The organism is Neisseria sp. MVDL19-042950 (assembly GCF_030504625.1).
Classification (GTDB): domain Bacteria; phylum Pseudomonadota; class Gammaproteobacteria; order Burkholderiales; family Neisseriaceae; genus Neisseria.
The window spans coordinates 165,922-190,196 of the sequence record NZ_JAUKWH010000004.1; the positions used below are offsets into that span (position 1 = coordinate 165,922).

The window sequence follows — 24,275 nt, forward strand, 5'->3', positions numbered from 1 at the left end:
TTATGAAATTAAAAAAGATTGCTTCAACCTTAATGCTGATCAGCCTGTCTCCGCTGGCTTTGGCCGATTTCACCATTCAGGATATCCGTGTAGAAGGTCTGCAACGTACCGAACCGAGTACGGTATTCAACTATCTTCCCGTCAAGGTGGGCGACACTTTTAGCGATGCCAAGAGTGAAGAAATCATTAAAAACCTGTATGCCACTGGTTTCTTTGATGATGTGCGCGTAGAAACCATGGGTAATCAGGTTTTGCTGACCGTGGTGGAACGCCCCACTATCAGCAGCCTCAATATTACCGGTGCGAAGATGCTTCAAAACGATGCCATCAAGAAAAACTTTGATGCATTCGGTTTGGCACAATCGCAACCTTTCAACCAAGCCACACTGAATCAGGCAATCGCAGGCTTGAAGCAGGAATACATTACCCGTGGCAAACAGTCGGTGAAAATCATGCCTACTGTTACCAAGCTGGCGCGTAACCGTGTGGCAATCGATATAAAAATCGAAGAAGGTAAGAGTACAACCATTACCGATATCAATTTTGAAGGTAACGAGCGTTATTCGGACCGTAAACTGCGCAAACAAATGTTGCTGAGTGAAGGCGGCATATTCACATGGTTAACGAAAAGCAACCGTTTCGATGAGCAAAAGTTTGCCGAAGATATGGAACGGGTAACCGAGTTTTACCAAAACAACGGCTATTTCAGTTTCCGGGTTTTGGATACCGATATTCAAACGAACGATGATAAAACCAAACAAACCATTACCGTAAAAGTTCATGAAGGTGAGCGTTACCGTTGGGGTAAGGTGCAGATAGAAGGCGATACCCGCGAAGTACCTAAAGAAAACCTCTACAAAATGCTGACCATGAAAGAAGGTAAATGGTACGAGCGCCAAAAGATGGTTGAAAGCCTGCAGGCAATGCAGAATGCCATGGGCAGTGCAGGATATGCTTTCAGCGAAATCAATGTGCAGCCGGTGCCCAACCAGCAAACCGGTGTGGTGGACTTCGTATTGCATGTCGAGCCCGGCCGCAAGGTTTATGTGAATGAAATCAATATCACGGGCAACAATAAAACCCGCGACGAAGTAATCCGCCGCGAGTTGCGTCAGATGGAAGCCGCACCATACGATACTTCCAAATTGCAACGTTCCAAAGAGCGTGTGGAGTTGCTCGGTTATTTCGACAACGTACAGTTCGATGCCAAGCCCGTAGAAGGTACGCCGGACCAAGTAGATTTGAATATGTCGGTGCAAGAGCGCTCTACCGGTTCGCTTGATTTGAGCGCAGGTTGGGTGCAGGATACCGGTTTGGTTCTATCGTTCGGTGTGGCACAAGATAACTTGTTCGGTACGGGTAAATCCGTATCTGCCCGAGTGTCGCGCAGTAAAACAACTCAAAACGCATCGTTGTCGTTTACCGACCCTTATTTCACTCCTGACGGTGTGAGCTTGGGTTATGACTTATATGGCAACGTTTACGATCCGCGTAAATCTTCATCAAGTACCCAGCAATATAAACAGACCAAGTTGGGCGGCGGCTTGCGCATGGGCGTGCCGGTAACCGAATACGACCGCGTGAACTTCGGCCTCGGTGCGGAGCACTTGAACGTCGACATTTATTCGGGAGCTCCCCGCCGTTACCGCGACTTCATCCAGCAGTATGGCAAATTTAATGATCCTACCTGTGCCAACGGTACCGATACGACCTCTTGTACCGGTAAGTTTAAAGGTTGGACATTCAAAGGCAATATCGGCTGGGGCCGTAATAAAACCGACAGTGCATTATGGCCTACGCGCGGTTATATTACTGGTGTGAACGGAGAATTCGGTTTGCCCGGCGGCGACCTGCAATATTACAGTCTGACTCATAATCAAACATGGTTTTTCCCTCTCAGCAAAAATCTTACCCTGCTGCTGGGCGGAGAAGTGGGCTATGCCAACGGATATGGTAAAACCAAAGAGTTGCCGTTCTTTGAAAACTTCTATGGCGGCGGTTTGGGCTCGGTGCGCGGTTTTGAAAGCGGCACTTTGGGACCGAAAGTTTATGACCAGCACGGTGATTTGATCAGTTACGGCGGTAACAAGAAGGCCAATGTGAGTGCAGAATTGCTGTTCCCGATGCCGGGTATTAAAGATTCGCGTACCGTGCGTTTGAGCTTATTTGCCGATGCGGGCAGCGTGTGGGACGGTAAGACCTACAATGACAACAGCAGCGATCGCCTCCAATCCAGCAAAAGACCACAGAATGTTTACGGATTAGGCACAAGCCATAAGTCGACATTTAAAGAAGAATTGCGTTACTCTGCCGGTGCGGCCGTTACTTGGTTATCTCCGCTCGGTCCGATGAAATTCAGTTATGCGTATCCGATGAATAAGAAAAAAGGCGATGAAATCCAACGCTTCCAATTCCAATTGGGTACTACATTCTAAGCTTTGTCCGGCAAGAATGAAGGATTTGTTATGAAACAACCATCACTTATCATCCGCTGGTGTGCTGCCGCAACATTGGGTTTAGGCCTGATGGGGCAGGCAGCGGCGGCAGAAAGCGTACAAAAGTTTGGCTTTATCAATACCGAGCGGGTGTATCGGGAGTCCAAGCAGGCGCAGCTTATCCAAAAAACGCTGGAAAAAGAATTCAGCAGCCGGCAGAAGGCTCTGCAAAAATTGCAATCGGAAGGTGCGGAGCTTGAAAAGAGAATCGCATCCGGAAAACTGCAAGGGGCGGAGCGGGAAGCTGCCGTTCAAAAACTGGGCGAAGCCGTGCAAAAGTTCCGCTTGGAGCAGGCTCAGTTGGCTGAGGAATACAACTTGCGACGCAATGAGGAGTTTGCAGCTTTGCAGCAGAACGCCAACCGCATTATCGTGGAGTTGGCTAAAAAAGAAGGTTACGACCTGATTTTGCAGGAAGCTGTTTATGTTAACAGTAAGTTTGATATAACCGACAGCGTTATCAAAGCTTTAAACGCACGTTAATTGCTTCAAACGTGCAGGCATTACTTTTCAGACGGCCTTTGATGTAGATGAAACCAGCTTTTTACACCCTATCGCAAATCGTGGCAGAGTTAGGCGGCGAATGGCGCGGCGAAGATGTGGGCATTGCTGCCGTTCAGCCGCTTGCGACTGCTACGGCAGACCATATCAGCTTTCTGGCTAATCCCAAATATAAATCCGATGTTGCAGCAAGCAATGCGGGCGCAATCATTGTCAGCCCGAAAGTGGCGGATGAATTTGCCGGGCATAACCTGATTGTTGCACCAGACCCGTATCTCTATTTTGCCAAAGTAGCCCGATTGTTTTCTCCCGTTGAGCGGGCAGTGGCTGGCGTACACCCGACGGCGGTTATCGAACCTACTGCTACGGTGCCGGCAAGTTGTGAAATCGGGGCACATGTTTATATCGGCGGCAATACCGTGTTAGGCGAAGGCTGCCGTATTCTGGCATGTGCCGTAGTCGAGCATGATTGCACGCTTGGGGATGAAGTGGTTATTCACCCTAATGCGGTTATTTATTACGGCTGTACATTGGGGAACCGTGTAGAAATCCACAGCGGCAGCGTGATTGGCGCGGACGGCTTCGGTTTGGCATTTGCCGGTGATTCATGGTTTAAAATTCCGCAAACCGGCGGCGTAACGTTGGGAGATGATGTTGAAATCGGATCCAACAGTAATATCGACCGCGGCGCGATGAGCGATACCGTTGTCGGCAACGGCACCAAAATCGACAATCAGGTGCAAATCGGCCACAACTGCAAAATCGGTTCGCATACCGTTATTGCTGCCAAAACCGGTATTTCCGGCAGCGTTACCATCGGCAATTACTGCATTCTCGGCGGTGGAGTAGGCACGGTCGGCCATATTGAAATTGCCGATAAAACCACCATCGGCGGCGGCAGCAGCATCACTCACAGCATTAAGGAAAGCGGCCAGCACATTGCCGGCCCGTATCCGATGCAAACCCATAAAGAGTGGGCGCGTAATGCCGTGCACATCCGCCATTTGAGTGAAATGAGCAAACGCATCAAACAGCTTGAAAAAGCACTTGAAGTATCACAATCCACTGAAAATAATAAGGAATAAACTATGGAATTTACCCTTCCGATTGAAGCCAAAGATATTCAGAAACTGATTCCCCACCGTTACCCGTTTTTGTTACTCGACCGCATTACCGCGTTTGAATCTATGAAAAGCCTCACGGCGATTAAAAACGTGAGCATGAACGAGCCGCATTTCCAAGGCCATTTCCCTGATTTCCCCGTGATGCCCGGCGTGCTGATTATCGAAGCATTGGCGCAGGCATGCGGCACGTTGGCTATTTTGAGTGAAGGCGGCCGCAATCCCGAAGAAATCTATTTCTTCGCCGGCATCGACAATGCCCGCTTCAAACGTCAGATTATCCCGGGCGACCAGTTGGTTTTCGAAGTGGAACTGATTGCGAACAAACGCGGCATCGGTAAATTTAAAACCGTGGCCAAAGTAGACGGCCAAGTGGCCGTAGAAGCCGAAATTATGTGTGCCAAACGCGCCGTCGAACTGTAATCTATGATTGAGGCCGTCTGAAAACATTAAATTGGAGCTTGTTTTCAGACGGCCTGATTGTTTATTTTGTATGGTAAACAGATTTTTGCACAACATAAATCAACCTGTTTGCCGCATGAAGGAAAGCCTGAATGAGCTTAATCCATCCTACCGCGATTATTGACCCTAAAGCCGAACTCGACAGCAGCGTTAAAGTGGGAGCCTATTCCGTTATCGGCCCGAACGTTAAAATCAGTGCACATACTGAAATCGGCCCGCATGCCGTGATTGAAGGGCATACCACCATCGGTGAGAATAATAAGATTTTCCAGTTCGCTTCGTTAGGTGCGCAACCGCAGGATAAAAAATACCGCGACGAGCCGACCCGTCTGATTATCGGCAATGGCAACACCATTCGCGAGTTCACCACGTTTAACACCGGTACGGTAACAGGCATCGGCGAAACCCGTGTCGGCGACGATAACTGGATTATGGCCTATGTGCATCTTGCACACGATTGCGTGGTCGGCAGCCATACCATTTTTGCCAACAATGCTTCACTGGCGGGTCATGTAACCATCGGCGATTATGTGGTTTTGGGGGGCTATACCTTGGTTTTCCAATTTTGTCAGATCGGCAGCTATGCCATGACCGCTTTTGCGGCAGGTGTTCATAAAGACGTGCCTCCGTATGTGATGGCATCGGGCTACCGTGCCGAACCGGCCGGTTTGAACACTGAAGGTATGCGTCGTAACGGTTTTTCCGCCGAAGAAATTGCACGTGTGAAAGAGGTGTATAAAATCCTCTACCGTCAGGGTTTGGGCTTGGAAGAAGCCAAGGCGGAAGTGTTGAAACTCAGTCAAGTTTCGCCCGAGCTTGCTGTATTTAAAGAATTTTTTGCAGCATCTAGCCGTGGGATTATCCGTTAAGGCAAGATAACGAAAGGCCGTCTGAAAACTTTTCAGACGGCCTTTTCGATATAACAGTGAGAATCCAGCGATTCCGCCGTATTACCCGACTTTTTCTCTTATATCATTATTCGGACTATGGCTATACAATGCCTGACACCATTATCTGCCATGCAAGCGAGAAAAATATGACTTTACCTGTTTTGGCCATAACCAGTGGCGAACCTGCCGGTATCGGCCCCGACATCTGTTTGGATCTTGCTGCGGCAGAATTGCCCTGCCATTGTGTCGTTGTAGGCGACAAGACCCTGCTGCAACAGCGCGCTGCCGCTCTTGGGAAAAAAGTAGCAATACGTGATTACGATGCCTCGGCAGCTCCTGAGCATGGCGTGTTGGATGTTTGGCATATCCCATTAAACGCACCTTGCGAAGCAGGCCGTTTGAACGCTGAAAATTCGCTGTATGTATTGAAGTTGTTGGACACCGCATTGGAAGGCGTACAAAACGGCACATTTGCGGCGATGGTAAGCGCACCTTTGCACAAAGGCATCATCAATGATGCCGGCGTACCTTTCTGCGGCCATACCGAATATTTCGCCGAAAAAAGCGGTGCCGAGCAAGTGGTTATGATGTTGGTGGGAGGAGGTTTACGGGTTGCGCTGGTAACGACGCATCTGCCGCTGAAAGATATTGCCGCAGCCATTACCCGGCCTTTGGTGGAGTCGGTCGCCACCATTTTGCATCGTGATTTGCGTACCAAATTCGGCATTGAAAACCCCCGCATTTTGGTAACCGGTCTGAATCCGCATGCTGGTGAAGGGGGGCATTTGGGACGGGAAGAAATCGAAGTGATTACGCCGGCGCTGAAAAACCTGCAAACGCAAGGTATAGCAGTCAGCGGGCCTTATCCTGCGGATACGCTGTTTCAGCCTTCCATGTTGCAAGGTTTTGATGCCGTTTTGGCAATGTATCACGACCAAGGGCTGCCCGTGTTGAAATATGCCAGCTTCGGTAAAGGCGTAAACATCACGCTCGGCTTGCCTTTCGTGCGTACATCGGTCGATCACGGCACGGCATTGGATTTGGCGGGTACAGGCAAAGCCGACTCGGGCAGCCTGATTGTGGCGGTGGATACTGCTTTGGCTATGGTGCAGAACAATAACCGTTGAATGTCAAAATAAAATGATATGGCCGACGGCAATGGATGCGCAGGCAAACCATTGTTGACTCTTGGAAGGCAAGCTCTTTTTTGCGGAGAGAAACATAAAAATGGCGCATCTGAATAATTTTTACCACATATTGTGAATCTGCCTGCTCAAAGGCTGCTTGAGGGCATTCAGACGGCCTCTATGCCGTTTGAAACATTATTACGCCATTTATCGTTATTCCAACCGGTTTTGTTGTATTTTCTATGAAGTCTAAAGAATGCGATATCAATAATTTACATACATCCATGTATTTTTTCACATATAAGCCGTTTGAAAAATTGCCCCTAACGTGGTTCATTATTAAAATACAAACATTTGAAACCCGCACATCCGCATGACAAATACTCCTTTTATCGAAATGAAAGACGTAGCTTTCGCTTACGGCGAACGCCCGATTCTCAACAACATTAATTTCACCATCGAACAAGGTAATTTTGCTGCAATCATGGGCGGTTCAGGCAGTGGTAAAACTACGCTGATGCGTCTTGTTACCGGTCAGATTCATCCGCAGCAAGGTAAGGTGCTGGTAGAGGGAAAAGATTTGGCCGCCTTCGGCCCGGCTGAACTTTATGAACATCGCCGCCGTATGGGGGTGTTGTTCCAACACGGTGCGCTGTTTACCGATTTATCGGTGTTCGACAACGTTGCATTCCCGATGCGCGAGCTGACCAAACTGCCCGAGCCGGTAATCCGCGATTTGGTTATATTGAAATTAAATGCGGTAGGTTTGCGCGGTGTAGAGAAGCTGATGCCGTCTGAACTTTCCGGCGGCATGGCGCGGCGTGTGGCGTTGGCACGCACCATTGCGCTTGATCCGGAAATCATGCTTTACGATGAACCGTTTACCGGTTTGGATCCGATTTCTTTGGGCGTGATCGCACACTTAATCAGCCGTATCAACAAAGCTCTGCATTCCACCAGCGTGATGGTATCCCACGATATCGAACAGTCGCTTTCTATTGTCGATCAAGTCATTTTTCTGGCACATGGAGAAATAATGTTCTCAGGTTCGCCTGAAGAGATGCGCCGGTTGGATTCGCCGTGGGTGCAGCAGTTTATCGGCGGCTTACCTAACGGACCCGTGCCGTTCCGTTATCCGGCGGAGACCAGTTTGCAGCAGGATTTACTGGGGGCGAATCAGTAGTTTCAGACGGCCTCTTCACAATATTACGGGCCGTTTGGCGGTATTAAATAATTTGAAACCATATGAATTTTATCCAAACCATCGGGCATAACACCCTGAAATTTATCCGTTCGCTCGGCAGTGTCTGCCTGTTTCTCTTGCAGATTCTGGCGAAATCGGGAACAGCGCTCACGCGGTTCCGTCTGAGCGTGCGCCAAGTGTATTTTGCCGGCGTATTGTCGGTGTTGATTGTGGCCGTGTCGGGCTTGTTTGTTGGCATGGTGCTGGGTTTGCAGGGTTATACGCAATTGTCGAAGTTCAAATCGGCCGACGTGTTGGGCTTTATGGTTGCCGCCAGTCTGCTGCGCGAGCTTGGCCCCGTATTGGCCGCCATTTTGTTTGCAAGCAGCGCGGGCGGTGCGATGACGAGTGAAATCGGTTTGATGAAAACCACCGAGCAGCTTGAAGCCATGAATGTGATGGCGGTTAACCCCGTGGCCCGCGTGGTTGTGCCGCGCTTCTGGGCTGGTGTTGTTTCAATGCCGCTGTTGGCTTCGATTTTTAACGTGGCGGGTATTTACGGCGCGTATTTGATCGGTGTGCAATACTTGGGCTTGGACAGCGGTATTTTCTGGTCGCAAATGCAAAGCAATATTTCTTTCGACTACGATGTGCTGAACGGCCTGATCAAATCTGCGGTGTTCGGGGTGGCGGTAACGCTGATTGCCGTACACCAAGGTTTTCACTGTGTGCCCACGTCGGAAGGTATTTTGCGTGCCAGCACCCGTACGGTAGTGTCTTCCGCCCTTACCGTGTTGGCGATTGACTTTATTTTAACTGCATTGATGTTTACTGAGTAAGTGCGATGAAAAAAAGTATTTTGGAATTTTGGGTAGGTTTGTTTGTCTTATTGGGTGTTGTCGCCATCGGTTTCTTGGCATTCCGTGTGGCCGGCGGTGCGGCGGTTGGTGGCGGCTCCGGCAAAACCTATACCGTGTATGCCGACTTTACCGATATCGGCGGGTTGCGTGTGAATGCGCCGGTAAAAGCGGCCGGAGTGCTGGTGGGAAGGGTTGGAAGCATTCAGCTTGATCCCAAAACCTATCAGGCGAAAGTATCGCTGAATTTGAACAGCCAATACCAGTTCAGCAGCGATGTGTCTGCGCAGATTTTGACCTCCGGCCTTTTGGGGGAACAATATATCGGCCTGATGCAAGGCGGAGATGAAGAGGAATTGGCGGCCGGCGATACTATTACGGTTACCGGCTCGGCTATCGTGCTGGAAAATCTGATTGGTAAGTTTATGACCAATTTTGCCGAACAGAACGCTGGCGGTAAAAAAGCCGGAGAGAGCGGCCAAGCCGCTTCGGAATAAGCAACTTATTCATATTAATAGGAATTCATAATGAAAAAAACTTCTTTGATTAGTGCTTTGAGTATCGGTGTTTTGAGCATCGGCTTGGCCGTTGCCGCTCCTGCCGATGCGGTAAGCCAAGTACGTGAAAATTCGGTTCAGGTTTTGAGTATCCTGAAAGAAGCCAACGGCAATAATGATGCCGCCGTACGCCGCAAAGCGGAAAACTATGCGCTGCCTTATTTCGATTTCCAACGTATGACGGCTCTTGCCGTCGGCAATCCGTGGCGTGAAGCTACTGCCGAGCAGAAAAAAGCATTGTCTCAAGAGTTTCAAAGCCTGCTGATCCGCACTTATTCAGGCACTATGCTGAAATTCAAAAATTCCGCCGTTACCGTAAAAGACAATCCGGTGGTAAACCGGGGCGGTAAAGAAATCGTTGTGCGCACTGAAATCACCCAGCCCGGTGGCAAACCGGTGAACATGGATTTCACCACCTACCAAAGCGGCAGCAAATACCGTGTTTACAACGTTGCCATCGAAGGGGCGAGTTTGGTAACCGTGTACCGCAACCAATTCGGCGAAACCATTAAAAACAAAGGCATCGACGGCCTGATTGCCGAATTGAAAGCCAAAAACAACGGCGGCAAATAAAACATGAATACCGAAGTGAAAGACGGCGTATTGTATTTGAGCGGCGATGTTACCGTAAAAACGGTGGCATCTGCCGCTTATGCACAATTTGAACAGCAATGCCGTCTGAAAGAAGTGCATACGTTGGACTTATCCGGCGTAAATCGTGCAGATTCTTCCTGTGTGTCGCTGTTGCTGACGGCCTTGCGCCTGAATGCTTCTGGCGTAAAACTTTGTGCGGTTCCCGAATCAGTGCAAGATCTTGCCGGACTGTACGAAATCAAAGACTGGGTGAATACATGAAAAAATCAGCAATTCCCGTGATGGTGTTGACGCTTACCATTTCTCAACCCGTATGGGCGGAGCGCAATCCCGCCGACCCGTATGAACCGTATAACCGGGTGATGTTTAAAATCAACGACACCGCCGACCGCTATGTGCTGACACCCGTGGCGCGCGGTTATCGTGCCGTTACTCCGCAGCCCGTCCGCACCGGCGTGAGCAATTTTTTCAATAACCTGCGTGATGTGGTGAGTATGGGCAGCAATCTGCTGCGGTTGGACATCAAACGGGCAAGCGAAGACTTGGTGCGTGTCGGCGTGAATTCCACCTTCGGTTTGGGTGGCTTGATTAATATTGCCGATGCAGGCGGTATTCCCAATAACAAAAACACGCTGGGCGATACTTTTGCCACATGGGGCTGGAAAAACAGCAATTATTTTGTGTATCCGCTCACCGGCCCTTCGACCGTGCGCGACAGTGTGGGTAACACCATTACCAGTATTTATCCCGTTGATAATGCAGTGTTTCACACCGCGGCCAACCGCATAGGCAATAAAGCGGTCAGAGCAGTCAGCGTGCGTGAGCAATTGCTTGATTTAACCGACAGCTTGGGCGATGCTTCGATTGATAAATATGCGTACACCCGTGATATTTATATGAAAGTGCGCGCCCGCCAGCTTGGGATTACTCCACCGCAGGGTGAAGAAGATAATATTGACATTGACGACTTGGTCAACGAAGGCGATGCGCCGAAGACCGATGATTATCAAGCTCCTGCCGAAGTGCCTTTGCCTGACAGCAGCGCCAATACCGCACGGCCGGATGAGCATACAGAGATTCTCACTTTATGGACTCCTGATGATCTGCAAGACACGCATTCTCTGCACGCGGATGGCGTGGAAATGGTTGAAGCCGCCCAACGGGGCGAACCGGTGGGGTATGGCTTTTAAGCTTGTTTTTGCCGACCCGAAACGCTGAATCGGGTTGTATTAAACAATTTCAGGCCGTCTGAAAAAAGTTTCAGACGGCCTGAAGTTTTGGCAAAAGCCGTTTTATTCGGCGGAAGGCCGTTGACCTTGCAGAACCACCCGGCCTTGCTTATCCAGCATTTCAATGTGGCGGTTGTTGAAACGGTAGCTGTCTACTTTCGGCAATACGCTGCCCAATAATTCTTCGATCCGCCTGTCGGGGCAGCTTTTCAGAGTGGAAGCAACGTCTTTGAAATGCAGTTTCTTATCGGCGGTGGCGGAATATTGGCCGAATAAGTTGTTGCAATCCGTGCGTGCGTGGAAGCTGGAATCCGAGCTGTTTAATGTCAATACCGCATCAGGTTTGCGTACGGCTTGGCTGTTCAGCTCGGTAATTTGCCATTTGCCGTAAATCTGTTGCGGCACGGAAGGTTTTTCAGGTACGGGGATAGGGAAAACGATACAGCCTGAAAGTGCCAGAGCGGGCAACAAAGTAACAAGTTTCATAATCAAATCCTTCTTTCTGATAAGTCGGGTTGCAGCATTCTATATATCACAAAGAGGCCTAGTCCGTTTGAATAAAAGCTCAAATAGTATGTCGGTTTTCCCGCTTGTGTCGTTGCAGCAACACTCTGGTGGCACAATTCGGTTTTCTTTTCAGACGGCCTTTGTTATACAATTCTGCCGGTTCAAAACATAACGGAATATCCATGAAAGCCATGATTTTAGCGGCCGGACGCGGCGAACGGATGCGTCCGCTCACCGATTCCTGCCCGAAACCGCTGTTGAAGGTGGGGAGCGAACCTTTGATCGGTTGGCATTTACGCCGTCTGAAAGCCGCCGGCATCGACGAAATTGTGATCAATCATGCTTGGCTGGGACGGCAGATTGAAGAAACATTGGGCACGGGCGCGGCTTACGGCGTGCAGATTGCTTATTCTCGCGAAGGCGAAACTGGTTTGGAAACCGCCGGCGGCATAGCAACCGCATTGCCTTTGCTGGGTAACGAACCCTTTTTGGTGGTGAACGGCGACGTGCTGACCGATATTGATTTTCAGACGGCCTTTGAAGCAGCGGCAAGTCTGAAGCAGCAACAGCGGTTGGTACATTTGTGGCTTGTGCCCAATCCGGTGCACAACCCAGCCGGCGATTTTGCATTGCTGGATAATGGCCGAGTGGCTTCGCAAAGCAGCGCGGGGCAGCCGTTAACGTTCAGCGGTATGGGTGTTTACCATCCCGATTTATTTGAAAACACACCGCCCGGAAAAGCCGCCAAACTCGCGCCCCTGTTACGCGGAGCCATGGATAAAAATCTGGTATCCGGCGAGAAGCATAACGGTTTGTGGCTGGATGTCGGCACGGTAGAGCGGTTGGCGGAGGCCGACGAATTGGCACGGCATTGGTATTGAGCAAGTGGGCAGCAGTTGGGCTGTAAAAACATTACCAGTTTATGGTTCGGAGGCCGTCTGAAATCTTTCAGACGGCCTGTTTTGAATATTCGATACCGTTATCAAACCACAAAAGATACATAGGATACATACTGTTCCGGGCAACCGCCACTTGCGTCATCATTCGGTTTATCGGCTATAATGCCTTTACATTTCTTAATACAGGCCGTCTGAAAGGATTTTATGTCTGCTAAAAACCCGTCGCTCTTAGGCGGCGCATTGATTATCGCAGGCACCATCATCGGTGCCGGTATGTTTGCCAACCCCACCGCTACTTCGGGCGTTTGGTTTACCGGATCGCTCGTCGTGCTGCTTTATACATGGTTTTCCATGCTTTCCAGCGGGCTGATGCTGTTGGAAGTCAATACCCATTATCCGCACGGTGCCAGCTTCGACACGATGGTTAAAGATTTGCTCGGGCGCGGCTGGAATGCGGTAAACGGTATCGCCGTTGCTTTTGTGCTGTACCTGCTTACCTATGCCTACATCTTTGTGGGCGGCGATTTAACCGCCAAAGGCTTGGGCAATTTGGCAGGCGGCGCGGTCGGGCTGCCGGTGGGGCAACTGGTGTTTTTTGCAGTATTGGCGTTTTGTGTTTGGGCATCCACTTATCTGGTCGACCGTTTGACCAGCGTGCTAATCGGTGGCATGGTTATCGCTTTTTTCTGGGCGACCGGCGGATTGTTGACCAATGTGCAACTGCCCGTGCTGCTGGATACGCAGGCTGCCGCAGGCACGCAATACTGGATTTATGTAGCTGCCGCTTTGCCGGTTTGTTTGGCTTCGTTCGGTTTTCACGGCAACGTGTCGAGCCTGTTGAAATACTTCAACGGCGACGCGCCCAAAGTGGCCCGTGCCTTGCGTTTGGGCACATTGATTGCGCTGGTGATTTATACGTTGTGGCAGTTGGCGATTCAGGGCAACCTGCCGCGCAACGAATTCGCGCCGGTTATTGAAGCGGGCGGGCAGGTGTCGGTGCTGATCGAAACGCTGTCGAAATTCGTGCCTACAGGCAGCATGAACACAGTGTTGTCGTTTTTTGCCTATATGGCGATTGCCTCGTCATTTTTGGGTGTAACGCTGGGCTTGTTCGATTATCTCGCCGACTTGTTCAAATGGGACGACAGTGTTGCGGGGCGCACCAAAACCGCAGCATTAACCTTTTTGCCGCCGCTTATCTGCTGTTTGCTGTTTCCTACCGGCTTTGTTACCGTAATCGGCTATGTGGGTTTGGCGGCGACGGTGTGGACGGCGCTGATTCCCGCCATGCTGCTTTATAAGGCGCGTAAGAAATTCAGTGAAAACAAAGGCTATAGAGTTTACGGCGGAATGTGGCTGATTGTGTGGGTATTCGCATTCGGCGTGATCAACATTGCCGCACAAATATTGAGCCAATTGGAAGTGGTGCCGGTATTCAAAGGCTGACCGCAATCGGCCGCACAAGACATCATTCGTTAAAAAGGCCGTCTGAAAGTTTTCAGACGGCCTTTTTGATTTCTATTTATGCTTCGGCAACAGATTCGCGCGAGAACGTTTTTTCGCAGTAATGGCATTTCAGTTTGGTTTGCCCGCCCTGATTCCGTACGTAAAAACGGCTTTTAACCGGTTCGCCGTGGCTGGCGCAGTTGGCATTCGGGCAGCGGAACACTTCGCTGATGGTTTCCGGCAGGTTCAACTGCATTTTTTGCACCACTTTGAAGTCTTCAATCACGTTGACGGTGGCTTCGGGTGCGAACAAGGCCAAACGGTTGGCGGCTTTTTCATCCAGATGCACGCCTGAGATTTTCACGATGTCTTTACTGCCTTGGGTCTTACTCGGCAGATTGAAACCTACGGTTACGGCGTTGCCGTAGTGCAGCAGTTTGAACTGGCGCAGAATGGCCAAACCTTTGCCGGCGGGGATATGGTCGATAACCGTACCGGTTTGAATTGCTTCAACGCTGTATTGTTTCTTTTCCATGACGCGTTCTCCTTATACTTCTTCGTTCAAAATCAAAGACAAAATCGCCATCCGCGCATACACGCCGTTGGTGGCCTGCTGGAAATAATAGGCATACGGCGTATCGTCGACATTCGGATGGATTTCGTCTACGCGGGGCAGCGGGTGCAGCACGCGCAGATTGCTTTTGGCGTTGGCGAGCATGGATGCTTCCAAGTTGAATTTGCCTTGAATTTTGGCGAATTCTTGCTCGTCGAAACGTTCGCGCTGTACACGGGTCATGTAGAGAATGTCGGCCCACTCGGCTGCCGCTTCAAGCGAAGGCAGAATCTGATATTCGCAACCCGCTTCATCCAATTCTTCGGTGATGTATTCGGGCATGGCCAAGCTGGGCGGCGACACAAAAGCGAATTTGCAGCCCCAACGTTTCAAGGCTTGTGTGAGCGAGTGCACGGTGCGGCCGTATTTCAAGTCGCCCGACATGGCAATATTCAGGTTGCTCAGCGTGCCTTGCGTTTCGTAAATCGTTACCAAATCGAGCAGGGTTTGCGAAGGATGTTGGTTGGTGCCATCGCCCGCGTTGATAACGGGCACGCTGCTGAACTCGGCCAACACGCGTGCGGAGCCGTCGCGCGGGTGGCGTTGGATAATCGCATCGGTGTAGCTGCTGATGATGCGGGCGGAGTCGGCAATGGTTTCCCCTTTTTTCGCGCTGGTGCTGGAGCCGTCGGAAAAACCGATTACTTTGCCGCCCAAGCGTTGCACGGCGGTTTCAAACGACAGCCGTGTACGCGTGGAAGGCTCGAAAAAGCACGAACCGATCAGCTTGCCTTCGAGCAAGTCGTCTCGAGGTTCGGCTTTCAGCTTCAGTGCCGTATGCAGCAGCAGCTCAAGTTGCGGCGTGCTCAAATCGGCGATGGAAATCACATTTTGGCGGTAAAGCAGATTAGGCATGGTGTTTCCTTTTTCCATAAAAAAGCCCGTCTAATACGGGCTGTGATTGAGAATGGCAAAACTGCTGCGGCATGCAGCGGAATATGGGCTACGGTGCGGACAAACTAAGTTCATAGCAGTTTTGCAGATTCGGGTTAAATCGGGTTGTACATACATTGAGCGGGGGCGATTATCGCACAAAACAGAGGCCGTCTGAAAGGGGGGAAGACGTGAAAAAATGAATATCAAGTCTTCAGGCCGTCTGAAAATAAGCACGGCAATGTTTTTACAAAGCGGAATTTCAGACGGCCTCTCCCATCATTAACGGCCGGAGCGGGTGTGGCTGGTTTCCACTCCGCCTTTGATTTCGCCATACGCCTGCGTTCCGCCCGAAGTGCCGGCACAGGCCGACAATGCCAAGGCTAAAACGACGGCAGTCAATAACGTTTTCATAAAATTCCTTTCTATCGGTAATGTAGGTCATCACGGTTAGGCGCTTTGGCAAGGTGCCGGCAGGGGGTGTTACTTCTTCAAACGCCCATGCAGTTCCTGAACGCTGTAAACGCCCATGGCGTTCAAACTTCTAACGCCTTCGCTCATGGCTCTGCCGCCGGCAGTGGTGGTGTATTGCGGAACGCGCTGGGTGAGGGCGCTGCGGCGGATAGAATGGCTGTCGGCAACGGCTTGCGGGTTGTTGGTTACCGTGTTGATAACCAACGCAATCTCGCCGTTTTTAATCGCATCCACAATATGCGGGCGGCCCTCCAGCACTTTATTCACCACCTGCACGCTCACGCCTTGTTCCTTCAGATAGGCCGCGGTGCCGCGAGTGGCGCATACGCCGTAGCCGAGCGACTGGAAGTTTTTGGCGGTTTGCAGAATCAGCGGTTTGTCTTCGTCGCGCACGGCAATGAAGATTTTGCCCACGGCAGGCATGCGCTCGCCCGCACCGAGTTGGGCTTTCATATAGGCTTCGGAGAATGTTTCGCCCACGCCCATCACTTCGCCGGTGGAGCGCATTTCCGGGCCGAGAATCGTATCCACGCCGGGGAACTTGATAAACGGAAACACCGCTTCTTTCACGGCGTAGAAATCCGGAATCACTTCTTTTTCAATGCCTTGCTCTTTCAGGCTGATGCGGGCCATTGCGCGCGCGCCCACTTTGGCCAGCGGTACGCCGGTGGCTTTCGATACGAACGGTACGGTGCGCGAGGCGCGCGGGTTCACTTCCAGCACGAACACCACGCCGTCTTGCACGGCAAATTGCACGTTCATCAGGCCGACCACATTCAGCGCATAAGCCATCGCTTTGGTTTGACGACGGATTTCGTCTTGGATTTCTTGGCTCAGGGAATGCGGAGGCAGCGAGCAGCTGGAATCGCCGGAGTGAATGCCGGCTTGTTCGACGTGCTGCATAATGCCGCCGATCACGACTTCGTGGCCGTCTGAAACACAGTCTACGTCCACTTCGATGGCATTATCGAGGAAGAAATCCAGCAGCACGGGGCTGTCTTCGGATACCTGCACGGCTTCGCGCATATAGGTTTTGAGCTGCTCTTGCGTATGCACCACCTGCATGGCGCGGCCGCCCAATACGTAAGACGGGCGAACCACCAGCGGATAGCCGATTTCTTCGGCCAGCACCAACGCTGCTTCTTCGTTGCGCGCAGTGCGGTTCGGCGGTTGGCGCAGACCCAATTCGCGCAGCACTTTTTGGAAGCGTTCGCGGTCTTCGGCGGCATCAATCGAATCAGCGGACGTGCCGATGATGTTCACGCCGTTTTCCACCAAAGCATTGGCCAGTTTCAGCGGGGTTTGGCCGCCGTAATGCACAATCACGCCCCACGGGTTTTCGGTGCGCACGATTTCCAGCACGTCTTCCAGCGTGAGCGGCTCGAAGTAGAGGCGGTCGGAAGTGTCGAAGTCGGTGGAAACGGTTTCGGGGTTGCAGTTCACCATAATGGTTTCAAAACCCGATTCGCGCAGGGCAAGAGAAGCATGCACGCAGCAATAATCGAATTCGATACCTTGGCCGATGCGGTTGGGGCCGCCGCCGAGAATCATCACTTTGCGTTTTTCAGACGGCCTCGCTTCGCATTCCTCTTCGTAAGTGGAATAGAGGTAAGCCGTGTCGGATTGGAACTCCGCCGCGCAAGTGTCCACGCGTTTGTACACGGGATGCAGCTTCAGGCCGTAGCGGTGTTCGCGCACTTCTTTTTCAGACAAGCCCAGCAATTGCGCCAAACGCTTATCTGAAAAGCCTTTGCGTTTCAAGCGGCGCAGGGTGGCAAAGTCCAAATCGTTCAGAAGGCCGTCTGAAACTTTTTGCTCTTCTTGAACCAAGTCTTCGATTTGCGCCAAGAACCACGGATCAATCGCGCAGATTTCGTGGATTTCTTCCTTGCTGAAACCGGCGCGGAACGCATCGGCCACATACAAAATGCGCTCGGGGCCGGGGTTGGCCAGCTCGCGACGGATCACGTTTTTGTCGTCGCTGCGCGGATTAAAGCCGCACAAACCGGTTTCCAAACCGCGCAGGGCTTTCTGCATCGACTCCTGAATCGTGCGGCCCATCGCCATCACTTCGCCCACCGATTTCATTTGCGTGGTCAGGCGGTCGTCGGCAGCGGGGAATTTCTCAAACGCAAAGCGCGGGATTTTTGTTACCACATAGTCAATCGAAGGCTCGAAAGACGCAGGCGTGCGGCCGCCGGTGATGTCGTTGCGCAGTTCGTCCAAAGTGAAGCCCACCGCCAGTTTTGCCGCCACTTTCGCAATCGGGAAGCCGGTAGCTTTGGAAGCCAGCGCCGAAGAACGGCTCACGCGCGGGTTCATCTCAATTACAATCATCTCGCCGTTTTCAGGGTTGATGGCAAACTGAACATTCGAGCCGCCCGTGTCCACGCCGATTTCGCGCAGCACCGCCAGCGAAGCATTGCGCATGATTTGGTATTCTTTGTCGGTAAGCGTTTGTGCGGGGGCAACCGTAATCGAGTCGCCGGTATGCACGCCCATCGGGTCGAAGTTTTCAATCGAACAGATGATGATGCAGTTGTCGTTTTTATCGCGCACCACTTCCATTTCGTACTCTTTCCAGCCGAGTACCGATTGCTCGATCAGCAACTCATGCGTGGGCGACGCATCGAAACCGCGTTCGCAAATCGCGATAAATTCGTCTTTATTGTAGGCAATGCCGCCGCCCGAACCGCCCATGGTAAACGACGGACGGATCAGCGTGGGAAAGCCCACCTGCTCTTGCGCCGCCAAGGCTTCGTTCATGGTGTGGCACACAAAAGATTTCGGGCAATGCAAGCCGATTTTTTCCATCGCCTCTTTGAAGCGGCCGCGGTCTTCCGCTTTATCAATCGCGTCTTCCGTTGCGCCGATCAGCTCGACGTTATACTTCGCCAGCACACCGTTGCGCGCCAAATCCAGCGCACAATTCAGCGCCGTTTGGCCGCCCATGGTCGGCAGCACCGCATCGGGGCGCTCTTTGGCGATAATCTTTTCCACCGTCTGCCACATAATCGGCTCGATATAGGTAACATCGGCCATTTCAGGGTCGGTCATAATCGTGGCGGGGTTGGAATTGACGAGAATGACTTTATAGCCTTCCTCGCGCAAAGCCTTACACGCTTGCGCGCCGGAATAGTCAAACTCGCAGGCCTGGCCGATCACAATGGGGCCGGCGCCGATGATTAGGATGGATTTTAGGTCGGTACGTTTGGGCATGGCGGGGTCTTTCTATAATAATTGAAATTTAGGAATTTAAATATAATCTTCCCAATATGCATCTTTTCTTATTTGGATAAAATTCTCGTCTATTACATTTCTATACGCGTTGTTTAGTGGACTTCCTTTTATTAGTTCTGTGCAATCTAATTTTTGAGCTTCATCAATAATTTGTTTGTAATTTTCAATAAACTGATACAGCAGAGGTTTGCCTGTTTGTCCTTCTCCACGCATATTGAAAAACCATACACGATGTTGATGTTCCACACTAGGATTAAGTAAAATAAATTCAATGTATTCAACTAATTTTTCTTTAGAGTATGAAGAGCTAATTTCATTAGCTCTATCTTCCAAAAGTGGAATTCTAATTTTTTGAAATTTATTTATTAGATTTCTTAAAATTGAATAACAAATTTCTTCTTGCTGAGATTTGAACGTGAGAAATGCATTCTGATTTGTTAGAGTAGCATTTTGCTCTGTAGTTTTGGCAAGATTATCGGAAATGTCTCTACGCTGTTGAGATTTATATTCCATAAGTGCAAATATAAAACCTAAAGCTATTAGAAAAATACCTACATATGTATTCAGATTTTGAGAAACTTTTAAATCTAAATATTTTTCAAGTAATGATGTTGCCATCCCTTCCCACCAACGTGTAACACCTAAAAAAATGATGCCAGCACTTATGCACATTAATGCCAATCGTGCAAATACACTCCCCTTCCAAATTTTAAATAATTTCAATATAAAATTATATAATGTCATTTTCTCTCCTTCTGTAAACAGCAAGCGTAGGTCGAATACTCGTATCCGACAAAATCAATTTAAGGCTACCTGAAACATTTTTTCTTTGCCGTGCATTTTCCTAATTGTCGGATTCAAGAATCCGACCTACATCAGGACAATCTTAAGTACGCGTTTTTTATTTGTACCGCAAACCTCGACAACCGCGTGCGTACCGTTGGCACACACCCTACTGATTCTCGGTTAAGGCCGTCTGAAAAATTGTTCAGATATGAGATGTTGGATATCTGAATGCTAAAAGACCGCTATCACAAATTTTAGGCTTTAGTTCCCGAGCCTCAGCTTCCACACACAAGGCTTTCATGCAATACAAGCAACCCATCTGATGCAGCCGTAGGTCGGATACTTGTATCCGACAAACCATTTGTGGCCGTCTGAACTAATTTTCCTTGCCGCGTATTTCCCTATTCTGTCGGATTCAAGAATCCGACCTACATCTGAATAATTTAAAAAAACCAACCTTAAACATGGCCATATAGTGCCGGTAAAATATTTTACAGATTAACGCGGCAGCTTGAACATGCCACGCCCGACTTCCACCACGCTCCCGCCCACATAGATATTTTCGGCTTCGTCTACGCGCAAACTGAGGCGGTTGGAGCGGCCGGTTTGGTCGCCTTGCCGCACGCTGCGTGTGAGCGGGAATGTGCCGCGCGAAAGGTAATAGGCGCCGAGGTTGGCGCAGGCTGAGCCGGTGCCGCTGTCTTCCAAAATGGCGCCGTTTTGTGCGTAAAACATCCGCGCCTGAACGGTGTCGCCTTGTTCATGCCACAGGTAAATCATGGTGCGCCCCGAATCGGCGCGGCAAACGGCATTGAGCTTGGCGTAGTCGATACGGGCGTTTTCCAGCGCGGCGGCGGTATAAACTTGCAGCAAAAGCTGTGGCGAACCGCTGTCGAGCCAGTAAGCGTTTTCGGCGATTTCCGCTGCGCAAATGCCTGTTGCTTCGGCCAATTCGACACGGGAAGCGGCTGAAGGGCGGCAGGTGTAGCCGCTGATTTTCAGGGTCATTGTGTTGTTTGAGCCGCTCAGGTAAACGGGCTTGGCGCGAGTATTGAGCACAAAGTTTTCAGGCAGGCCTTGCTGTTGCTGCAACACGGATGCGCTGCCGAGTATGGGATGGCCGGCTAGCGGCAATTCGTGTGCGGGTGTGAAAATCCGCAGGTCGGCTGCGGCGGATTCCGAAGGAAAAGCAAACGCGGTTTCACTTAAATTAAACTGGCGGGCAATCTGCTGCATGGTCTTGTCGTCCAACCCTTCGGCTTGGGGAAATACAGCCAGCGGGTTGCCGCCGAAGTGGGTTTCGGCAAACACGTTGACCAAAACAAATTCATATTCGCGCATGGCTGTTCCTTAATTAAAGTGATTCAGTAAGCGTAGCAAGTGTAGCCTGTGTGTAGGGTGTGTGGCACAGCCACGTACGCGTTGTTAATTTCTAATGTAAACCCCAATCACCGCGTGCGTGCCGCTGGCACACACGCTACCGATTTTCAGGTAAGGCCGTCTGAAATTGTTTCAGCGGCTTTGCGGCTTCCTTTGTATCTGTGCCCGAATGTCTGTTTCAGATCGAGCGGGAAGGTACGTTATTTTATAGCCGCCCGATTGGGCGCAGGTGCTTCCGAGGCCGTCTGAAAATGGGCTTTCAGACGGCCTCTGCGAATGTTTACCACAAATGGCGCATGGCTTCGTGTTCTTGGCGGATGCGGATGGCGAGAATCACCAAGTAAACGGGCAGGCCGATGGTCATGGTTGTCCATGCGTGGCAGAGCAGGCCGATACCGATGAGTTCGGGAATGATGTTTAAAAAGTAGTTGGGATGGCGTACATGGCGGAACAGCCAAGAGCGGTTGATTTTGTGTTGCGGGTGGATATAGATTTTCAGTGTCCATATTTCGCCGAGCGCATGGATTACGTAAAACAGCATCACGAGGGCGAAGGCGGTAACGGCGGTGCCGACGGTGGAAACGGCATCAAACTGCACGCTACGGATATGGGATTCGGCTAGGGCGGCGAAGTAGTAGGCAATGTGGGCGGCGGCAAGCAGCTTGGAGTTTTTCTCGCCGAACTGTTTGGCTCCGGCGGCGATCAGGCGTTTTTCGTTTCGGATGGAGATGGAAAGGGAAACGAGGCGGATGGAGAAGAAAATGATGAAAATGGCTGTAATCATGAAGTATTTCCTTATGTGAGTGTTTCAAGTAGATGCGTTTTTCAGACGGCCTTTTATATTGTTGCCGCCCACATTTTTACGGCAAACCCGATAAACAACAGCCCGACCGTACCCATTGCGGCCGAGGATATTTTCCGATGCCGTCTGAAAAGCCGTGTCATGTTGTGTCCGGTAAATGCCAAAAGATTCAAATAGATGAAACTGGTGCTTTGCAAAATCAACGCCAAGATTAAAAACGACAGCGCGGGGTGCGGATAAGCCGGGTCGACAAATTGTACGAAAAACGATAGGAAAAACAATATCGCTTTCGGGTTGGTTAGGCTCAACAACAAGGCACGTTTGAAGATGTGCCGTGCAGGTTGGCGTTGCGGCTCTGAATCGGCTTCTGTCAAGGACGAGGGGGCTTGCCATTTTCTTACAGCCCCGCGCAGTAAATGCCAACCGATATAAACCAGATAAAGGCCGCCTATCAGTTTGAGGGCGTAAAAAAGCGCGGGATAGACTTTTAATAATGTTCCCGCGCCCAATACGGTAAAAAGAATCAGCAGGGAATCACCCAGTAAAATGCCTGCTACCGAACGGTAAGCCGCTTTCACGCCGTGTTGTGCGGCGACGGCCAGGCAAAACATGGAGTTTGGCCCGGGCAGCAGAATAACGGCAATGGTGCCGATAATGTAGGTGGTAAGGTGGGTGATGCCGAACATAGGTTTGCAAAAGGGTTTGGGTTGGATAATCGGAGCGGTTGGTTTATTCGGGTTGGCAGGTTTGTAAACAGGTTTTGCGTTGTGTCGTATAAGCCCGCCGCGGTTTAGGCTTGCCGTCGTTTATAAAGTCAACTGCGGATAGGAATACGTTAATCGTGCAGGGGGCGATTTTTTGCCCGTTCCGCATACATAACTTGTCGTACATGGCATAAGCATTGCGTCCGATTAAATCTTGTGCCGAAGCGTTGCCGATATTCGGTGAATCGGTTAATCGGCGGGCTTGTTCGCGGTTGGCTTCGGCAAGGTTCATGGCGGTTTGGCTGTGCTGGTTGGGAAAATGTTTTTCAGACGGCCTTTGTGTTTGTGAAAGGCCGTCTGAAAACCTTAAGCGGCTTTTGCTGCTTTGATGCTGTCGATAAATTTATCAAACAGATAGGCCACATCATGCGGGCCGGGGCTGGCTTCAGGATGGCCTTGGAAGCTGAACGCCGTGCGGTCGGTCAATTCAATGCCTTGCAACGAACCGTCAAACAGCGAGCGGTGGGTTACTTTGACATTGTCCGGTAAACTTTCAACATCCACTTCAAAACCGTGGTTTTGACTGGTAATCATCACTTTGCCGCTTTCCAGGTCTTGCACGGGATGGTTGGTACCGTGGTGGCCGAACGTCATTTTGCGGGTCTTGCCGCCGACGGCCAAACCTAACAATTGATGTCCCAAGCAAATGCCGAACAGCGGTTTTTTGCTTTCCAGCAGTTCTTTTACCGCCGCAATCGCATAATCGCACGGCTCGGGATCGCCGGGGCCGTTGGAAAGAAACACGCCGTCGGGGTTCATCGCCAGTACGTCTTTTGCCGGAGTTTGCGCAGGCACGACGGTCAAGCGGCAACCGCGTTCGGCCAGCATGCGCAGAATATTGGTTTTCACGCCGAAATCGTAAGCAACAACGTGGAAAGGCTGTTCAGACGGCGTTACAAAGCCTTTGCCCAGCTTCCATTCGCCTTCCGTCCATTCATAAGATTCACCGCAAGTTACTTCTTTCGCCAAATCTTTGCCGACCATGCTGCCAAATGCCGCAATCAGCTCGCGTGCCTTCTCCACGGTAGCGTCCGCACCGGTCAAAATCGCACCGGCCTGCGCACCTTTGTCGCGCAAGATACGGGTAAGGCGGCGGGTGTCGATGTCGGCAATCGCCACGGTTTGGTTGCGAACCAAATATTCCTGCAAACTCTCGCTGCTGCGGAAATTGCTGTGCAGAAGCGGCAGGTCGCGAATAATTAAACCCGCAGCATGAACGGCGGTGCTTTCGGTATCTTCGCCGTTGGTACCGGTATTGCCGATGTGCGGATAAGTAAGGGTAACGATTTGTTTGCGGTAAGAAGGGTCGGTAAGGATTTCCTGATAACCGGTCATAGAAGTATTGAACACCACTTCGCCGGAGGCAGAACCTTCATAACCAATTGATGTGCCGTGAAAAATATTGCCGTCTGCGAGAACAAGGATTGCTGGTGTCGTCATGATGATTCGTTCCTGTGTTGTGTGATTTATCCGCT

25 protein-coding genes are annotated in these 24,275 nt (G+C 50.8%); 14 read left to right on the plus strand and 11 right to left on the minus strand.

Annotated features, from left to right (window positions below):
- Positions 1-2: 2 nt before the first annotated feature.
- The 12 genes from bamA to Q0X97_RS05420 all read left to right on the plus strand — a co-directional run bounded on the left by bamA (position 3) and on the right by Q0X97_RS05420 (position 10,977).
- A complete protein-coding gene (gene bamA, locus Q0X97_RS05365; RefSeq protein WP_302066248.1) occupies positions 3-2,435 on the plus strand; it encodes an outer membrane protein assembly factor BamA in 2,433 nt (810 codons plus the stop codon).
- A gap of 90 nt (positions 2,436-2,525) precedes the next feature.
- A complete protein-coding gene (locus Q0X97_RS05370) occupies positions 2,526-2,978 on the plus strand; it encodes an OmpH family outer membrane protein (protein WP_302066390.1) in 453 nt (150 codons plus the stop codon).
- Positions 2,979-3,025: 47 nt separating this feature from the next.
- A complete protein-coding gene (lpxD, locus tag Q0X97_RS05375) occupies positions 3,026-4,081 on the plus strand; it encodes a UDP-3-O-(3-hydroxymyristoyl)glucosamine N-acyltransferase (protein ID WP_302066247.1) in 1,056 nt (351 codons plus the stop codon).
- A gap of 3 nt (positions 4,082-4,084) precedes the next feature.
- Positions 4,085-4,540, plus strand: a complete 456-nt coding sequence (gene fabZ / locus Q0X97_RS05380; RefSeq protein ID WP_302066246.1) for a 3-hydroxyacyl-ACP dehydratase FabZ — start codon at positions 4,085-4,087, stop codon at positions 4,538-4,540.
- A 131-nt stretch (positions 4,541-4,671) separates the two neighbouring features.
- A complete protein-coding gene (gene lpxA, locus Q0X97_RS05385) occupies positions 4,672-5,448 on the plus strand; it encodes an acyl-ACP--UDP-N-acetylglucosamine O-acyltransferase (RefSeq protein ID WP_302066245.1) in 777 nt (258 codons plus the stop codon).
- A 167-nt stretch (positions 5,449-5,615) separates the two neighbouring features.
- Positions 5,616-6,596 (plus strand): 4-hydroxythreonine-4-phosphate dehydrogenase PdxA, encoded by a 981-nt coding sequence (gene pdxA / locus Q0X97_RS05390; protein ID WP_302066389.1) that lies wholly within the window; start codon positions 5,616-5,618, stop codon positions 6,594-6,596.
- Positions 6,597-6,969: 373 nt separating this feature from the next.
- Entirely contained in the window at positions 6,970-7,779 is an 810-nt protein-coding gene (locus tag Q0X97_RS05395; protein WP_302066244.1) for an ABC transporter ATP-binding protein, read from the plus strand.
- A 62-nt stretch (positions 7,780-7,841) separates the two neighbouring features.
- Positions 7,842-8,618, plus strand: a complete 777-nt coding sequence (gene mlaE, locus Q0X97_RS05400) for a lipid asymmetry maintenance ABC transporter permease subunit MlaE (protein WP_302066243.1) — start codon at positions 7,842-7,844, stop codon at positions 8,616-8,618.
- A gap of 5 nt (positions 8,619-8,623) precedes the next feature.
- Entirely contained in the window at positions 8,624-9,133 is a 510-nt protein-coding gene (gene mlaD, locus Q0X97_RS05405; protein ID WP_302066242.1) for an outer membrane lipid asymmetry maintenance protein MlaD, read from the plus strand.
- Between the two features lie 30 nt (positions 9,134-9,163).
- On the plus strand, positions 9,164-9,766 hold the full coding sequence (locus tag Q0X97_RS05410; protein WP_085390078.1) for a phospholipid-binding protein MlaC: 603 nt from the start codon (positions 9,164-9,166) through the stop codon (positions 9,764-9,766).
- A 3-nt stretch (positions 9,767-9,769) separates the two neighbouring features.
- Positions 9,770-10,048, plus strand: coding sequence for a lipid asymmetry maintenance protein MlaB (locus Q0X97_RS05415; RefSeq protein WP_302066241.1), 279 nt, complete (start codon positions 9,770-9,772; stop codon positions 10,046-10,048).
- Entirely contained in the window at positions 10,045-10,977 is a 933-nt protein-coding gene (locus Q0X97_RS05420) for a VacJ family lipoprotein (protein WP_302066240.1), read from the plus strand. The genes Q0X97_RS05415 and Q0X97_RS05420 overlap by 4 nt, the downstream gene beginning before the upstream one ends.
- 102 nt (positions 10,978-11,079) lie before the next feature.
- Here Q0X97_RS05420 and Q0X97_RS05425 read toward each other — a convergent pair whose 3' ends face one another.
- On the minus strand, positions 11,080-11,502 hold the full coding sequence (locus Q0X97_RS05425) for an META domain-containing protein (RefSeq protein WP_302066239.1): 423 nt from the start codon (positions 11,500-11,502) through the stop codon (positions 11,080-11,082).
- A gap of 203 nt (positions 11,503-11,705) precedes the next feature.
- Between Q0X97_RS05425 and murU the strand changes: the two genes are divergently transcribed.
- Together murU and Q0X97_RS05435 are read left to right on the plus strand one after the other, a co-directional pair.
- Positions 11,706-12,404 (plus strand): N-acetylmuramate alpha-1-phosphate uridylyltransferase MurU, encoded by a 699-nt coding sequence (gene murU, locus Q0X97_RS05430; RefSeq protein ID WP_302066238.1) that lies wholly within the window; start codon positions 11,706-11,708, stop codon positions 12,402-12,404.
- Positions 12,405-12,626: 222 nt separating this feature from the next.
- Complete coding sequence (locus Q0X97_RS05435; RefSeq protein ID WP_302066237.1) at positions 12,627-13,868, plus strand: aromatic amino acid transporter; 1,242 nt, start codon at positions 12,627-12,629, stop codon at positions 13,866-13,868.
- 76 nt (positions 13,869-13,944) lie between these two features.
- On the opposite strand, the gene pyrI is transcribed toward Q0X97_RS05435, so the two are convergent.
- The 10 genes from pyrI to carA all read right to left on the minus strand — a co-directional run bounded on the left by pyrI (position 13,945) and on the right by carA (position 24,240).
- Entirely contained in the window at positions 13,945-14,403 is a 459-nt protein-coding gene (gene pyrI / locus Q0X97_RS05440; protein ID WP_302066236.1) for an aspartate carbamoyltransferase regulatory subunit, read from the minus strand.
- Positions 14,404-14,415: 12 nt separating this feature from the next.
- Positions 14,416-15,336, minus strand: a complete 921-nt coding sequence (gene pyrB / locus Q0X97_RS05445) for an aspartate carbamoyltransferase (RefSeq protein ID WP_302066235.1) — start codon at positions 15,334-15,336, stop codon at positions 14,416-14,418.
- A 300-nt stretch (positions 15,337-15,636) separates the two neighbouring features.
- Entirely contained in the window at positions 15,637-15,768 is a 132-nt protein-coding gene (locus Q0X97_RS05450; protein ID WP_302066234.1) for a hypothetical protein, read from the minus strand.
- A gap of 69 nt (positions 15,769-15,837) precedes the next feature.
- Complete coding sequence (gene carB / locus Q0X97_RS05455) at positions 15,838-19,047, minus strand: carbamoyl-phosphate synthase large subunit (protein WP_302066233.1); 3,210 nt, start codon at positions 19,045-19,047, stop codon at positions 15,838-15,840.
- Positions 19,048-19,083: 36 nt separating this feature from the next.
- A complete protein-coding gene (locus Q0X97_RS05460) occupies positions 19,084-19,812 on the minus strand; it encodes a hypothetical protein (RefSeq protein ID WP_302066232.1) in 729 nt (242 codons plus the stop codon).
- A gap of 540 nt (positions 19,813-20,352) precedes the next feature.
- Positions 20,353-21,195 (minus strand): PhzF family phenazine biosynthesis protein, encoded by an 843-nt coding sequence (locus Q0X97_RS05465; protein ID WP_302066231.1) that lies wholly within the window; start codon positions 21,193-21,195, stop codon positions 20,353-20,355.
- 319 nt (positions 21,196-21,514) lie between these two features.
- Positions 21,515-22,018, minus strand: a complete 504-nt coding sequence (locus Q0X97_RS05470; protein WP_302066230.1) for an isoprenylcysteine carboxyl methyltransferase family protein — start codon at positions 22,016-22,018, stop codon at positions 21,515-21,517.
- A gap of 53 nt (positions 22,019-22,071) precedes the next feature.
- On the minus strand, positions 22,072-22,722 hold the full coding sequence (gene leuE / locus Q0X97_RS05475; protein ID WP_302066229.1) for a leucine efflux protein LeuE: 651 nt from the start codon (positions 22,720-22,722) through the stop codon (positions 22,072-22,074).
- A 43-nt stretch (positions 22,723-22,765) separates the two neighbouring features.
- A complete protein-coding gene (locus Q0X97_RS05480; protein WP_302066228.1) occupies positions 22,766-23,032 on the minus strand; it encodes a helix-hairpin-helix domain-containing protein in 267 nt (88 codons plus the stop codon).
- A gap of 74 nt (positions 23,033-23,106) precedes the next feature.
- Positions 23,107-24,240 carry a glutamine-hydrolyzing carbamoyl-phosphate synthase small subunit gene (gene carA, locus Q0X97_RS05485; RefSeq protein ID WP_302066227.1) on the minus strand — a complete coding sequence of 378 codons (1,134 nt, stop codon included), beginning with the start codon at positions 24,238-24,240 and terminating at the stop codon, positions 23,107-23,109.
- Positions 24,241-24,275 lie beyond the last annotated feature (35 nt).